Below are 14,733 nucleotides of genomic sequence, written 5' to 3'. Positions count from 1 at the left end.
CCGGCAAGCGGACATTAGACTCGACCGGTCGGCACCGGCCGCGACCGTCGGCCTGCCGCCGGACCGGGCAGCGACGCCCGTCGGACCGCCCACGGTCCGCGAACACTGAACGAGGAGGAACGGGTGGCCCTGCTGACCCGCATTCGGGGACCGCGCGATCTCGACCGGCTCACGCCCGGCCAGCTGGCCGCACTGGCCCAGGAGATCCGGACCTTCCTGGTGACCGAGGTCTCCAAGACGGGCGGACACCTCGGCCCCAACCTCGGCGTGGTGGAGCTCACCATCGCGCTGCACCGGGTCTTCGACTCGCCGCGCGACCGCATCCTCTTCGACACCGGCCACCAGAGCTACGTCCACAAGCTGCTCACCGGCCGCCAGGACTTCTCGCAGCTGCGGATGAAGGGCGGCCTGTCCGGCTACCCGTCCCGCGCCGAGTCCGAGCACGACGTGATCGAGAACTCGCACGCCTCCACCGTGCTCTCGTACGCCGACGGCCTGGCCAAGGCCAACCAGCTCCAGGGCAAGAACGACCCGGTGGTCGCCGTCATCGGCGACGGCGCGCTCACCGGCGGCATGGCCTGGGAGGCGCTCAACAACATCGCCGACGCCAAGGACCGCCCGGTCGTCATCGTCGTCAACGACAACGAGCGCTCGTACTCCCCGACCATCGGCGGCCTGGCCAACCACCTCGCCACCCTGCGCACCACCCAGGGCTACGAGCGCTTCCTGTCCTGGGGCAAGGACGCGCTGCAGCGCACCCCGGTGGTCGGCCAGCAGCTGTTCGAGACGCTGCACGGCGCCAAGAAGGGCCTCAAGGACTTCATCGCCCCGCAGGGCATGTTCGAGGACCTCGGCCTCAAGTACATCGGCCCGATCGACGGCCACGACCTGACCGCCCTGGAGTCCGCGCTGACCAAGGCGCGCGGTTTCGGCGGCCCGGTGATCGTGCACTGCCTCACCGAGAAGGGCCGCGGTTACCACGCCGCCGAGAACAACGACGAGGACCGCTTCCACGCGGTGGGCGTGATCCACCCGGAGACCGGCCTGCCGATCAAGAGCGCGGGCAAGGACTGGACGTCCGTCTTCGCCGAGGAGATGGTGGCGCTCGGCCACGAGCGCGAGGACATCGTCGGCATCACCGCCGCCATGCTGCACCCGGTCGGCCTGGCCCCCTTCGCGGAGGCCTTCCCGGACCGCATCTTCGACGTCGGCATCGCCGAGCAGCACGCCGTCACCAGCGCGGCCGGCCTGGCCACCGGCGGTCTGCACCCGGTCTTCGCGGTCTACGCGACCTTCCTGAACCGGGCCTTCGACCAGGTCCTGATGGACGTCGCCCTGCACAAGCTGGGCGTCACCTTCGTGCTGGACCGGGCCGGCGTCACCGGTACCGACGGCGCCTCGCACAACGGCATGTGGGACATGTCGATCCTGCAGGTCATCCCGACCCTGCGGCTGGCCGCCCCGCGCGACGCCGACCAGCTGCGCGCCCAGCTGCGCGAGGCGGTCGAGGTCAAGGACGCGCCGACCGTGGTCCGCTACTCCAAGGGCACGGTCGGCCCGGCCGTCGCCGCGGTCGGCCGGATCGGCGGCATGGACGTGCTGCGCGCCGCCGAGCAGGCCTCCGGCGCCCACCGCGCGGACGTGCTGATCGTCTCGGTCGGCGCGATGGCGCCCACCAGCCTGGAGGTCGCCGACCTGCTGGCCGCCCAGGGCATCACCGCCACCGTGGTGGACCCGCGCTGGGTCAAGCCGGTGGACCCGGCCCTGCCGGGCCTGGCCGCCGAGCACCGGGTCGTCGTCACGATCGAGGACAACGGCCGGGTGGGCGGCGTCGGCGCCGCCGTGGCGCAGGCCCTGCGGGACGCGGACGTGGACCTGCCGGTGCGGGACTTCGGCATCCCCCAGGAGTTCCTGGACCACGCGAGCCGGGCCGAGATCCTCGCCGAGATCGGCCTGAACGCCCCGGACATCGCCCGCAAGGTGACGGCCCTGGTGGCCAGCCTGGACGCGGCGCCGGTCGACGCCTGACCGAGGCGGGGGCGGGCGGGGTCGTCATCCGACCGCCGACGACCGTTCGTCCCAAGCTCGTCACAGTTCGTCACGAAAAAAGCCGACAATCCCACTGAATGGCGGGACCGGCGCCGCCGGCGCCGATCCCGCCCGGTAGGTTGTCAACCGTGCCGACCCCCACCCGCCTCCGCCCCCTCGGACCGGCCGAGCGCCTGCCCGAGCGTGTCCGTACCCACCTCCGCAACGGGTACTGGACCAGGCTGGTGCCGGTTCTCGCACTGGTCGCGCTGATCACCCACATCCCGTCCTTCGCCCGGCCGGTCTGGAGCCCGGACGAGGGCTTCCTGGCCACCCAGGCCCGGATGCTCGCGGACGGCGGCGTGCTGTACGACACCGTGGTGGACCGCAAGCCCCCGCTGCTGCCCTGGCTCTACCAGGCCTGCTTCGCGGTCTTCGGCTCCGCCTCGCTCTGGCCGCTGCGCACCCTCGCCGTGGTGGCCCACCTGGTCACCGCGATCCTGCTGGCCTCGATCGCCCGCGGCCGCTGGGGCAACCGCGCGGGCGCCTGCGCCGGACTGCTCTACCTGCTGGTCTCCATCGGGCTCTCCCCGGAGGACACCCAGGCGGCGACCTTCGAGGTCTTCATGCTGCCCGCGATGGTGGCCGCCTTCCGGTACGCCGAGCGGCGCCGCTGGCTGGCCGCCGGCATCGCGGTGGCGCTCTGCTCGCTGACCAAGCAGACCGGCGGCGCGGTGCTGCTGCCGGTGCTCTGGATGCTGTTCCAGGACGCCCGCCGGCGCGGGGTGCGCTGGCCGTCCGCCCTGTTCAAGATCGGCTTCGGGTTCATCCTGCCGATAGCGCTGGTCGCGGTGATCCTCACCAAGCCCAAGGGATTCCTGTTCTGGGTGGTCACCGGCAGCGGCGACTACGCCTCCTTCGGCGGCGCCTGGCTGCAGATGATCGGCCGCGCGCTCGGCAACTCGGCCATCCTGGCGGCGGCCGGCCTGGGCTTCCTACTCCCGGTCGGGCGCCGGCTCTGGCTCAAGTACCGCCACCGCCCGCTGCCGGTGGCCGGCGAGGAGCACGGCTCGACCACCGACCTGTGGGTCTGGCTGCTCTCCTCGGTCGTCGCGGTCAGCGTGGGCTTCCACTTCTTCGGCCACTACTACCTGCAGCTGATCCCGCCGCTGGTGCTGCTGGGCACCGGGGCGGTCGCCACGTCGGCGATCCGCTGGAAGCCCGTCCTGGTGTACACCACGGCCGCCGCCACGGTGTTCTGGGGCCTCGCGCTGGCCTGGCCGGGGGAGCGGCTGAACCGCACCACCGAGGTCGCCACCGCCGTCGCCGCCCAGACCACGCCCAAGGACACCGTGCTGGTCTGGGGCATGCACCCCGAGCTGTACTGGCTGGCCGACCGCAAACCCGCCACCCGCTACCTGACCGCCGGCTTCCTCACCAACTACAGCGGCGGCAAGGACGGCAGCACCAACGTCGGCGAGCAGTTCAGCGTCTCCAACGCCTGGCAGACCTTCGACAAGGAGCTGGCCAACGGCCTGCCCGAGGTCGTCGTCGACGACTCCGGCATCGCCCCGTACCAGCCCGTCATGGTCCCCCGGATCGAGAACCTGCTGGACACCCACTACGAGATGGTCGGCGTCTTCGCCGACACCGTCGTCTACCGCCTCAAGCACTGAGCCGCTGGACCGGCCCAGCCCGGGCCCGGCCCGGCGCGCACGAACCCTGAGCCCCCCGAGCCCCCCGGGCCCCCGAGCCCCCGAGCGTCCGTCCACACGCAGGAGCCCCGGTGACCGCCAGGTCACCGGGGCTCCTCCGTACGGCGCTACTCCTTAGGCGGGCACCGAGGCCACGCCGGGGGCGAGGAACGGCTTGCCGTTCACGCGCTGCGAGATGCCCTCACGGTCCAGGTACGGGGTGATCCCGCCGAGGTGGAAGGGCCAGCCGGCACCGGTGATCATGCAGAGGTCGATGTCCTGCGCCTCGGCGACGACACCCTCCTCCAGCATCAGGCCGATCTCCTGGGCCACGGCCTCCAGGGCGCGGGCGCGGACCTGCTCCTCGGTGAGCACCGAGTCGCCGAAGGTCAGCAGCTCCAGCACCTCCGGGTCGAGGACCTGCTGCCCGTCCGTCCAGGTGTAGAAGCCGCGCTTGCCGGCCTTGACCACCTTGGCGAGGTTCTCCGAGACGGTGAACCGCTCCGGGAAGGCGCCCTGCAGGGTCTCCGAGACGTGCAGCGCGATGGCCGGGCCGACCAGCTCCAGCAGCACGATCGGGGACATCGGCAGGCCGAGCGGCTCGACGGCCTTCTCGACGTCGGCGATCGGGGTGCCCTCGTCGATGATGTTCTGGATCTCGCCCATGAAGCGGGTCAGGATCCGGTTCACCACGAACGCCGGGGCGTCCTTGCACAGCACCGAGGTCTTCTTCAGCTTCTTCGACACGGCGAAGGCGGTGGCCAGCGACGCGTCGTCGGTCTTGTCGCCGCGGACGATCTCCAGCAGCGGCAGGATCGCGACCGGGTTGAAGAAGTGGAAGCCGACGACCCGCTCGGGGTGCTTCAGCTTCGAGGCCATCTCGGTGACCGACAGCGAGGAGGTGTTGGTCGCCAGCACGCAGGTCGGCGAGACCACGTTCTCCAGGTCCGCGAAGACGGTCTGCTTGACGCCCATCTCCTCGAACACGGCCTCGATGACGAAGTCCGCGTCGCCGAAGGCGGCGGCCTTGTCCAGCGAGCCCGAGACCAGGCCCTTGAGGCGGTTGGCCTTGTCCTTGCCGATGCGGCCCTTGGCGAGCAGCTTGTCGATCTCGGCGTGGACGTAGCCGACGCCCTTGTCGACGCGCTCCTGGTCGATGTCGGTGAGGACCACCGGCACCTCCAGGCGGCGGGCGAACAGCAGCGCCAGCTGCGAGGCCATCAGACCGGCGCCGACGACACCGACCTTGGAGACCGGGCGGGCCAGCGACTTGTCCGGAGCGCCGACCGGGCGCTTGGCCCGGCGCTGCACCAGGTTGAAGGCGTAGATGCCGCTGCGCAGCTCGCCGCTCATGATGAGGTCGGCCAGGGCCGCGTCCTCGGCGTCGAAGCCGGCCTGCAGGCTGGCCTTGTCGGCGAGGTCGGCGTCCTTGACGGCGGCGATGATGTCCAGCGCCGTGTAGGCGGCCGGCGCGGCGCCGTGCACCTTGCCGTCGGCGACCAGACGGCCCCAGGCGACGGCGTCGTCCCAGGCCTTGCCGCGGTCGATCGCCTCGCGCTCGACGACGTGGTCGCCCTTGACGACCTTGGCGGCCCACAGCAGCGACTGCTCCAGGAAGTCGGCCGGCTCGAAGATCGCGTCGGCGATCCCCAGCTCGAACACGTCCTTGCCCTTGAGCTGCTTGTTCTGGTTCATCGAGTTCTCGATGATGACCTTGACGGCCTTACCGGCACCGATCAGGTTCGGCAGGATGGTGCAGCCGCCCCAGCCGGGGACGAGGCCCAGGAAGACCTCGGGCAGCGAGAAGGCCGGGACGCCCGCCGACACCGTGCGGTAGTCGCAGTGCAGGCCGACCTCGACGCCGCCGCCCATGGCCGCACCGTTGTAGAAGGCGAAGGTCGGGACGGGCAGCGCGGCGATCCGCTTGAAGACCTCGTGGCCGCCCTTGCCGATGGCCAGCGCGTCCGCGTGCTGCTTGAGGAGCTCGACGCCCTTGAGGTCGGCGCCGACCGCGAAGATGAACGGCTTGCCGGTGATCGCGGCACCGACGATCCTGCCCTCGGCGGCCTCGGCCTCGACCTGGTCCAGCGCGGCGGACAGCTTGAGCAGCGAGCCCGGGCCGAAGGTGGTCGGCTTGGTGTGGTCGAAGCCGTTGTCCAGGGTGATCAGGGCCAGCTTGCCGGCCTGCAGCGGCAGGTCCAGGTGGCGCACGTGGGCGGTCGTGACGACCTCGCCCGGGAACAGCTCGGCGCCGTGCTGGAGCAGCTCAGTGGTGTTGCTCATGCTCACTTACCACCCTCGAGCTCGGTGTTCTCGGTCGCACCGCTCCAGTGCGGGTTCTCCCAGATGATGGTGCCGCCCATGCCGAAGCCGATGCACATCGTGGTGAGGCCGTAGCGGACGTCCGGGCGCTGCTCGAAGCGGCGGGCCAGCTGGTTCATCAGGCGCACGCCGGAGGAGGCCAGCGGGTGGCCGAACGCGATCGCGCCGCCGAACGGGTTGACCCGCTCGTCGTCGTCCGCGATGCCGTAGTGGTCCAGGAAGGCCAGCACCTGGACGGCGAAGGCCTCGTTGACCTCGAACGCGTCGATGTCGTCGATGGTCAGACCGGCCTTGGCCAGCGCCTTCTCGGTCGCCGGGACGGGGCCGATGCCCATGACCTCGGGCTCGACGCCGGCGAAGGCGTAGGAGACCAGGCGCATCTTGACCGGGAGGCCGAGCTCCTCGGCGACGTCCTCGGCGGCCAGCAGCGAGGCGGTGGCACCGTCGTTCAGACCGGCCGAGTTGCCCGCGGTGATGTTGCCGTGCGGGCGGAACGGGGTCTTCAGGCCGGCGAGGGACTCCATCGTGGTGCCCGGGCGCATCGGCTCGTCCACGGTGGCCAGGCCCCAGCCGGTCTCGCCGACCTCGGGGTTGGTGTTGCGGATCGAGATCGGCACCAGGTCGGGCTGGATGTCGCCGTTGGCGTACGCCTTGGCGGCCTTCTCCTGCGAGCGCACGGCGTAGGCGTCGCAGCGCTCCTTGGTGATGTGCGGGAAGCGGTCGTGCAGGTTCTCCGCGGTCATCCCCATGAACAGGGCGGACTCGTCGACCAGCTTCTCCGAGACGAAGCGCGGGTTCGGGTCGACGCCCTCGCCCATCGGGTGGCGGCCCATGTGCTCGACGCCACCGGCCACGACCACGTCGTACGCGCCGAAGGCGATGCCGCCGGCGGTGGTGGTCACGGCGGTCAGCGCACCGGCGCACATGCGGTCGATCGCGTAGCCGGGCACGGACTTCGGCAGGCCGGACAGCAGGGCGGCGGTGCGCCCGATGGTCAGACCCTGGTCGCCGATCTGCGTGGTGGCCGCGATGGCGACCTCGTCGATGCGCTCGACGGGCAGGTTCGGGTTACGGCGCACGAGCTCCCGGATGCACTTGACGACGAGGTCGTCGGCGCGCGTCTCGTGGTAGATGCCCTTCGGGCCGGCCTTGCCGAACGGGGTGCGGACGCCATCGACGAAGACGACGTCCCTCGCGGTACGAGGCACGGGGGCTCTCCTCCCAGGGACCAACATTTGAGGTGGACAGGCTGCCGCCGGCGAAGACCCGAGCGGCGCCGCATCACGGCCATGCTACCGGTCGGTAACCAACCTGCCCAGGCCCCTCGGAAGGTTACGACCGTGTGTCCCGCGACACGTCCGACCAGGAGGGCTCTCCCCGGGGACGACGAAGGGGGTGCCGTCCGTGCGGACGGCACCCCCTTCCGGGGTCCTGCCGGGTCAGGCCTGGGCCGTGGCGGCCGCGGCCGCGGCGAACGCGGCGGCCAGGGACGGCGCGACCAGGTCCACCTGCCACTGCCGGGCACCGAGCCGGCGCAGCGCGGCGGCCACGCCCTCGGGGCTCCGGTCGGCCGGCGGCTCCCAGGAGACCCGCCGGACCAGGTCCGGGGTGATCAGGTTCTCGGCCGGCAGGTGGTGGCGCTCGGCCAGCTCGCTGACGGCGGTGCGCGCGCCGGAGAGCCGGGCGGCGGCCACCGGGTCCTTCTCGGCCCAGGCCCGCGGCGGCGGCGGTCCGTCGTGCGGCGCGGCGGCCGGCGGCAGCTGGGCCTCCGGGATCTCCCGACCGCGCTGCACCGCCGCCAGCCACTGCTCCAGCTGACGCCGGTGCACCCGCGGCCCGAAGCCCTGGACGGCCTGCAGCGCGGCGATGTTCAGCGGCATGGCCAGCGCGGCGTTCACGATCGCGGCGTCGGAGAGCACCCGGCCGGGGGACACGTCCCGCTCCTGCGCCATCCGGTCGCGCGCCAGCCACAGCTCGCGCACCACGGCCAGCTGACGGCGCCGACGGACCTTGTGCAGCTGCGAGGTGCGCCGCCACGGATCGGTGCGCGGGGCCGGGCGGGGCGCGGCGGCGATCGCGGCGAACTCCTCCATGGCCCAGCCGAGCTTGCCCTGGGCGTCCAGCTCCTGTTCGAGTGCGTCGCGCAGCTCGACCAGCACCTCGACGTCCAGAGCGGCGTAGCGCAGCCAGGGCTCGGGCAGCGGGCGGGTGGACCAGTCGACCGCCGAGTGCTCCTTGGCCAGGCTGAGGCCCAGCACGTTCTCGGTCATCGGTCCGAGGCCGACCCGGGCGAAGCCGGCGATCCGCCCGGCCAGCTCGGTGTCGAAGAGGCGCCGCGGTCTCATGCCCACCTCGGCCAGGCAGGGCAGGTCCTGGGTGGCCGCGTGCACCACCCATTCGGCGTCCGCGAGGACGTCGTTGAGCCCGCTGAGATCGGGGCAGGCGATGGGGTCGATCAGGGCGGAGCCGGAACCCGCGCGACGCAGCTGGATGAGGTAGGCGCGCTGCCCGTAGCGGTAGCCGGAGGCGCGCTCGGCGTCGACGGCGACCGGTCCGGTGCCCGCGGCGAAGGAGGCGATCGTCGCGGCCAGCCCCTCCTCGTCCGCCACGACGGGCGGGATCCCCTCCTTCGGTTCCAGGAGCGGGACCGGGGCTGCTTCTTCTGGGATGGCTGCTACGGCGTCGGTCACCCCCCAAGGGTACGACGGTCCTCGCGACCGGGAGTGTTGTCGGACTGGTCAGGAGGCGCTCGCCCGTTCGTGGCGCCGGGCTCCGGACGAGGCGCGGCGGCCGACGAGGAAACGTTCCTCCTCGGCCGCCGCGGCGGTCCGGAGCCGTCGGCTCAGTGGATGATTCCGGTGCGCAGCGCGACGGCGACCATGCCGGCGCGGTCGCCGGTGCCCAGCTTGCGGGCGATCCGGGCCAGGTGGCTCTTCACGGTGAGCGCCGACAGGCCCATGGCCACGCCGATCGCCTTGTTCGACTGCCCTTCGGCGACCAGCCGCAGCACCTCGACCTCGCGGCCGGACAGCTCGCGGTAGGCGGCCTGCTGCGGGCCCGGCGCGCCGGGGGCTCCGGGGGCGCCCGGGGCACCGGCGGCGCCCGGCATGCCGGGCATCCCGGGGCGGCGCATCCGGCCGGCCAGTCCGGCGGCGCCGAGCGGCAGGCCCGGGCGGCCCGGCATCGCGACGTTCGTCCGGGTGCCCGTGACGACGTAGCCCTTGACGCCGCCGGCCAGCGCGCTGCGGACCGCGCCGATGTCGTCGGCGGCGGACAGCGCCAGGCCGTTGGGCCAGCCCGCGGCGCGGGTCTCGGCGAGGATGGTCAGGCCGGAGCCGTCCGGCAGGTGCACGTCGGCGACGCAGATGTCGCGGGGGGTGGAGACCCGGGGGCGGGCCTCGGCGATCGAGGACACCTCGATCACGTCCCGGACGCCGAGCGCCCACAGGTGACGGGTGACGGTGTTTCGGACGCGGGGATCGGCGATGACCACCATGGCGGTGGGCTTGGTCGGGCGGTAGGCGACCACGTTTGCGGGGTGCTCAAGAAGGACCGACACCAGGCCTCCTGCGGGGAGTGGCGGACGGAACCCCGATGGGGGCGGTCGGAGTGTTCCGCGTTCGGAAAGGGTCACAGTCTGCTTCGGCAGCTACCGTGCCCGGCTTTAGCGAAAGATCACGATCTAGTGAGTAACAATACGGACAAATCGCGCAAATGATTGATGCGACATGCCTGGTATTCGCACAAAATCGATCAGATTCGACGCAGATCGGTCAGTTGTGACCGGTTAATTGACGCAGAGCGGGTCGGAAGTCACACTCCGTCAGCCCTGGGGGTGGCGTCCGGCCGTCCGGTGCCGTCGGGCCCGGACGCCACCCGTCAGTGCGACCGGGGGCGTCGCCGGGCGGGCATCGGGACCACTCCACCGAGTGACGGCACCTCGGCGGGCCCCTGCGGGGCCGGCGCGGCCGGCGGCAGGCCGGCGCTGATGCAGAGCAGGTCCGCCCACGCCGCCAGGTGCCGCTCGAAACGGCCGTCGGCCGGCGTCCAGGAGGCCCGGATCTCGATCTCGGTCGACGACGGGCGGTCCGCGAGGCCGCCGAAGTACTGGGAGGCGCACCTGGTCACCGTGCCGGACGGCTCCGCGTACCCGGCGCCGTGCGCCTGCAGCGCGTCCATCAGCCAGACCCAGCCGACCTCGCAGAGCATCGGGTCGCCGGCCATCTCCGGCTCCAGCTCGGCCCGGGTCATCGTGACCACCCGGAACTCCCCGTTCCAGGCCTCCTGCCCGGCCGGGTCGTACAGCAGCACCAGTCGGCCGTCCGCCAGCTCCTCGCCGTCCACCTCGACCTCGGCGGTCACCGCGAAGGAGTGCGGGGCGAGCCGGCGCGGCGCCGGCGCGGGGGAGAGCCGCACCTCGGGCCGCAGTCGGGCCCCGTCCAGGGCCGCCACGGCAGCCCGGAACTCGCTCGGCGCCCCCTCGTGACCCGTTCCGCCACCTGCTCCGCCACCCTGCGCGGGGTGCCCTCCGACCGCTGCCATGCCCCGAAGACTAGGTCGAGAAGCCGGGTTATCGCCGCAACTTCTCTCCCAGCGGCGTGCCGGAACGGCAAACCCGGGCAGATCTTGGAGGAACCGACGAGAGCGCCCGGAAGGAGGCCCCCGGGACGCGTGCGAAGATTTGACGCGTGAGCGAGACTACGGCAGACACGACGGCGGCCACCCACGACGGCCGGACCACCCCCGCGCGCCGCGGCGCCGCGTACGACTCCGCGTTCCTGCGCGCCTGCCGGCACGAGCCGGTGCCGCACACGCCCGTCTGGTTCATGCGCCAGGCCGGCCGCTCGCTGCCCGAGTACCTGAAGGTCCGCGAGGGCATCCCCATGCTGGACTCCTGCATGCGGCCGGAGCTGGTCAAGGAGATCACCCTGCAGCCGGTGCGCCGGCACCGGGTGGACGCGGCGATCTTCTTCAGCGACATCGTGGTGCCGCTCAAGGCGGTCGGGATCGACGTCGACATCAAGCCCGGCATCGGCCCGGTCATCGCCGACCCGATCCGCACCGCCGACGACCTCCAGCGGCTGCGCCCGCTGGAGCCGGACGACGTCCCCTACATCACCGAGGCCGTCGGCCTGCTGGTGGACGAGCTCGGCGGGACCCCGCTGATCGGTTTCGCCGGAGCCCCCTACACGCTGGCCAGCTACCTGGTCGAGGGCGGCCCGTCCAAGAACCACGAGAAGACCAAGGCCATGATGTACGGGCAGCCCGAGCTGTGGGCCGCCCTGGTGGACCGGCTCGCGGACATCACCTCGGCCTTCCTGAAGGTGCAGATCGAGGCCGGCGCCTCGGCGGTCCAGCTGTTCGACTCCTGGGTCGGCTCGCTCGCGCCCCAGGACTACCGCCGCTCGGTGATGCCGGCCAGCACCAAGGTCTTCGACTCGGTCGCCGGGTACGGCGTGCCGCGGATCCACTTCGGCGTCGGCACCGGCGAACTGCTCGGCCTGATGAGCCAGGCGGGCGCCGACGTCGTCGGCGTCGACTGGCGGGTGCCGCTGGACGTCGCCGCCGAGCGGGTCGGCCCGGGCAAGGCCCTGCAGGGCAACCTCGACCCGGCCGTGCTGTTCGCGCCCACCGAGGTCGTCGAGGCCAAGGCCCGCGAGGTGCTGGAGGCCGCCGAGGCGCTCGGTACCAGCGGCCACGTCTTCAACCTCGGCCACGGCGTCCTGCCCTCCATGGACCCGGACGCCCTCAGCCGTCTCGTCGCCTACGTCCACGAGACCAGCGCCCGCTGACCCCTGGACCTCCTGCGGCCCCCTCCGGACGTCCGGCGGGGGCCGCATCGCGTTACCACACCCCCTCGGCGGCGGTCCACGGCGTCCCGACGCTCGCTACCTTGGGCCCGTGAGGGAGCTGCCGGACTGGATGTACGCGCCCAGGGTCGAGGGCTGGTACGCCGACGATCTCGACCGCTTGCCACAGGCGCCGCCGCACACCGAGCTGTTGCACGGTGCGCTCGTGTTCCGGTCGGCGCCCAAATGCCCCTGGCACGACCGGGCCGTCGGGCGGCTGGCCTCCGCGCTGGAGGCGATCGCCCCGGACGGGGTGCTCGTGGAGAGCCGGATGCCGGTGACCTTGGACCAGCGGAACCGGTTGGAGCCGGATGCGGTGGTGTCCGGTGTCGCCCTCGACCCCGATCGCGCCTGGCGCGCCCCGGCCGAGGTCGCTCTCGCGGTCGAGGTCGTGTCGCCGGAGTCCGCGCACCGCGACCGTACGGTCAAGGTCCGCAAGTACGCCGAAGCGGGGATCCCGCACTACTGGATCGTCGAGGAGGAGGCCGGCCTGCCGGTCGTGCACGTCTTCGAACTGGAGACGGTGACCTCCTCCTACGTCCCGGCCGGGATCTTCCGGGGCGAGCTCGAACGCCCGGTGCCGTTCCCGATCAGCATCGATCTGGACGGGCTGGTACCGAGCGGCGGGCGTGCGGGGGATTGAGGGTTCGGCGTAAGGACCTGCGAGACTGCGGAGCATGTCGGATGCACGGGTCGTCGTCGTCGGTGGTGGGATCGCGGGGCTGGCTGCGGCCGCCTTCCTGAGTGGGGCGGCCGGAGGGGCGGCCCGGGCGCGGGTGACGCTGCTGGAGGCGTCGGGGCGGGTCGGCGGAAAGCTGTGGGGCGGGGAGGTCGGCGGGGTCCGGGTTGACCTGGGGGCCGAGTCGGTGCTGGCCCGGCGCCCGGAGGCGGTGGAGCTGGCGCGGGCGGTCGGGCTGGGCGAGGAGCTGGAGCCGCCGACCACCGCGAAGGCGGCGATCTGGACGCGCGGGGCGCTGCGGCCGCTGCCGGGCGGACAGGTGATGGGCGTGCCGGGCGATCTGGAGGCGCTGGCGGCCTCCGGGGTGCTCACCGCCGAGGGACTGGATCGCGCCCGGCACGAGGAGCCCACCGAGGTGGGCGAGGACGTCGCGATCGGGCGTTACGTCGCCGACCGGCTGGGCCGCGAGGTGGTGGACCGGCTGGTCGAGCCGCTGCTGGGCGGCGTCTACGCCGGGCGGGCGGACGAGATCTCGCTGCGCGCCGCCGTACCGCAGCTGCTGGGGATCGCGCGCGGCGGCGGGTCGCTGGTCGAGGGGGTGCGCGCGCTGACGTCCCGGGCGACGGTGACCGGCACGCCGGTCTTCAACGGCCTGCGCGGCGGCTTGGGCACCCTGCCGGAGGCCGTCGCCGCGGCCTGCGTCAAGGCGGGGGTGGACCTGCGCACGGACGCCCCGGTGGAGGAGCTGCGCCGCACGCCCGAGGGCTGGCGGGTGGTGACCGGCGGCGAGGTCCTGCACGCGGACGCGGTGGTGCTGGCCGTCCCGGCCCCGGCCGCCGCCCGGCTGCTGCGCGCGGCCGCCCCGGCGGCCGCCGGTGAGCTGGACGCCGTCGAGTACGCGGGCATGGCGCTGGTGACGCTGGCCTTCCGGCGCTCCGACCTGGCCGAACTCCCGAGCGGCAGCGGGTTCCTGGTGCCGCCGGTGGACGGGCGGCGGATCAAGGCGTCGACCTTCTCCTCCAACAAGTGGGGCTGGCTGGCGCGTTCCGCTCCGGACGCGTTCCTGCTGCGCACCTCGCTGGGCCGGCACCGCGAGGAGGTGGCGCTGGGCCTGCCGGACGAGGAGCTGGTGGCCCGCTCGCTGGCGGACCTGCGGGAGGCGATCGGGCTGACCGCCCGGCCGTACGACACCTTCGTCTCGCGCTTCACGGCGGGCCTGCCGCAGTACCCGGTGGGCCACGTGGACCGGGTGGCCAGGGTCCGGGCGGCGGCCGAGCGGGTGGGCGCGCTGGCGCTGTGCGGCGCCGCGTACGACGGGGTGGGGATCCCGGCGTGCATCGGCTCGGCCGCCGCCGCGGCCGCGGCCGTCGACAGACTGTTGACCCCGGCGACCGGGGACGGTTCCACGGAGAGGACAATGGGCGCATGACTGAGAGCGTTGAGCGGCAGCCGGAGCAGCGGCCCGAGAAGAAGAAGGCGCGCGACCTGAACCAGGTCATCCGCTACACCATGTGGTCGGTGTTCAAGCTCAAGGGCGCCCTGCCCGAGGACCGCACCGCGCTGGCCGCGGAGGTGGACGAGCTGTTCGAGCAGCTGGCCGCGAAGGACGTGACCGTGCGCGGCACGTACGACGTCTCCGGGCTGCGGGCGGACGCCGACCTCATGGTGTGGTGGCACGCCGAGGACTCGGACGACCTGCAGGAGGCGTACAACCGCTTCCGCCGCACCGGTCTGGGCCGTCAGCTGGAGCCGGTCTGGTCGAACATGGCGCTGCACCGCCCGGCCGAGTTCAACAAGTCGCACATCCCGGCCTTCCTCGCCGACGAGCGCCCGCGCGACTACGTCTGCGTGTACCCGTTCGTGCGCTCGTACGAGTGGTACCTGCTGCCGGACGAGGAGCGGCGGGCGATGCTCGCCGAGCACGGCATGATGGCGCGCGGCTACCCGGACGTGCGGGCCAACACGGTGGCCTCGTTCGCGCTCGGCGACTACGAGTGGCTGCTCGCCTTCGAGGCGGACGAGCTGCACCGGATCGTCGACCTGATGCGCGACCTGCGCCCCTCCCGGGCCCGGCTGCACGTCCGCGAGGAGGTGCCGTTCTTCACCGGCCGCCGCAAGCCGGTCGGCGAGCTGATCAACGGCCTGGTCTGAGCTCGCGACG

Annotated in this window: 11 protein-coding genes; 6 read left to right on the top strand and 5 right to left on the bottom strand. The window is 72.7% G+C overall.

Annotated features, from left to right (window positions below; translation table 11 throughout):
* Positions 1 to 123 precede the first annotated feature (123 nt).
* On the top strand, positions 124 to 2,028 hold the full coding sequence (gene dxs / locus ACZ6Y7_RS20450; protein WP_465759305.1) for a 1-deoxy-D-xylulose-5-phosphate synthase: 1,905 nt from the start codon (positions 124 to 126) through the stop codon (positions 2,026 to 2,028).
* Between the two features lie 149 nt (positions 2,029 to 2,177).
* Positions 2,178 to 3,704 (top strand): ArnT family glycosyltransferase, encoded by a 1,527-nt coding sequence (locus ACZ6Y7_RS20445; RefSeq protein WP_465759304.1) that lies wholly within the window; start codon positions 2,178 to 2,180, stop codon positions 3,702 to 3,704.
* Positions 3,705 to 3,857: 153 nt separating this feature from the next.
* Here the strand turns inward: ACZ6Y7_RS20445 and ACZ6Y7_RS20440 are convergent, their stop codons facing one another.
* The 5 genes from ACZ6Y7_RS20440 to ACZ6Y7_RS20420 all read right to left on the bottom strand — a co-directional run bounded on the left by ACZ6Y7_RS20440 (position 3,858) and on the right by ACZ6Y7_RS20420 (position 10,586).
* On the bottom strand, positions 3,858 to 6,005 hold the full coding sequence (locus ACZ6Y7_RS20440; RefSeq protein WP_465759303.1) for a 3-hydroxyacyl-CoA dehydrogenase NAD-binding domain-containing protein: 2,148 nt from the start codon (positions 6,003 to 6,005) through the stop codon (positions 3,858 to 3,860).
* A 2-nt stretch (positions 6,006 to 6,007) separates the two neighbouring features.
* Positions 6,008 to 7,252, bottom strand: a complete 1,245-nt coding sequence (locus ACZ6Y7_RS20435; RefSeq protein WP_465759302.1) for a thiolase family protein — start codon at positions 7,250 to 7,252, stop codon at positions 6,008 to 6,010.
* A 231-nt stretch (positions 7,253 to 7,483) separates the two neighbouring features.
* The gene (locus ACZ6Y7_RS20430; RefSeq protein ID WP_465759301.1) at positions 7,484 to 8,734 is read right to left on the bottom strand and encodes a ribonuclease D; all 1,251 of its coding nucleotides are present in this window, start codon (positions 8,732 to 8,734) and stop codon (positions 7,484 to 7,486) included.
* A 152-nt stretch (positions 8,735 to 8,886) separates the two neighbouring features.
* Positions 8,887 to 9,603 carry a response regulator transcription factor gene (locus ACZ6Y7_RS20425; protein WP_030288221.1) on the bottom strand — a complete coding sequence of 239 codons (717 nt, stop codon included), beginning with the start codon at positions 9,601 to 9,603 and terminating at the stop codon, positions 8,887 to 8,889.
* 320 nt (positions 9,604 to 9,923) lie between these two features.
* Entirely contained in the window at positions 9,924 to 10,586 is a 663-nt protein-coding gene (locus tag ACZ6Y7_RS20420) for a DUF3000 domain-containing protein (protein ID WP_465759300.1), read from the bottom strand.
* Positions 10,587 to 10,732: 146 nt separating this feature from the next.
* Here ACZ6Y7_RS20420 and hemE point away from each other — a divergent pair, with 146 nt between their 5' ends.
* The 4 genes from hemE (at position 10,733) to hemQ (ending at position 14,723) form a co-directional block, all read left to right on the top strand.
* The gene (gene hemE / locus ACZ6Y7_RS20415) at positions 10,733 to 11,836 is read left to right on the top strand and encodes a uroporphyrinogen decarboxylase (protein ID WP_465759299.1); all 1,104 of its coding nucleotides are present in this window, start codon (positions 10,733 to 10,735) and stop codon (positions 11,834 to 11,836) included.
* A gap of 109 nt (positions 11,837 to 11,945) precedes the next feature.
* Complete coding sequence (locus ACZ6Y7_RS20410) at positions 11,946 to 12,536, top strand: Uma2 family endonuclease (RefSeq protein ID WP_465759298.1); 591 nt, start codon at positions 11,946 to 11,948, stop codon at positions 12,534 to 12,536.
* A gap of 34 nt (positions 12,537 to 12,570) precedes the next feature.
* Positions 12,571 to 14,001, top strand: a complete 1,431-nt coding sequence (gene hemG, locus ACZ6Y7_RS20405) for a protoporphyrinogen oxidase (RefSeq protein ID WP_465759297.1) — start codon at positions 12,571 to 12,573, stop codon at positions 13,999 to 14,001.
* Complete coding sequence (gene hemQ / locus ACZ6Y7_RS20400) at positions 13,998 to 14,723, top strand: hydrogen peroxide-dependent heme synthase (RefSeq protein ID WP_465759296.1); 726 nt, start codon at positions 13,998 to 14,000, stop codon at positions 14,721 to 14,723. Before hemG ends, hemQ begins: the two co-directional genes overlap by 4 nt.
* Positions 14,724 to 14,733: the final 10 nt, after the last annotated feature.

It is taken from the genome of Kitasatospora sp. NPDC053308, from assembly GCF_055585785.1.
This window is presented reverse-complemented; position numbering and strand designations above follow the sequence as displayed.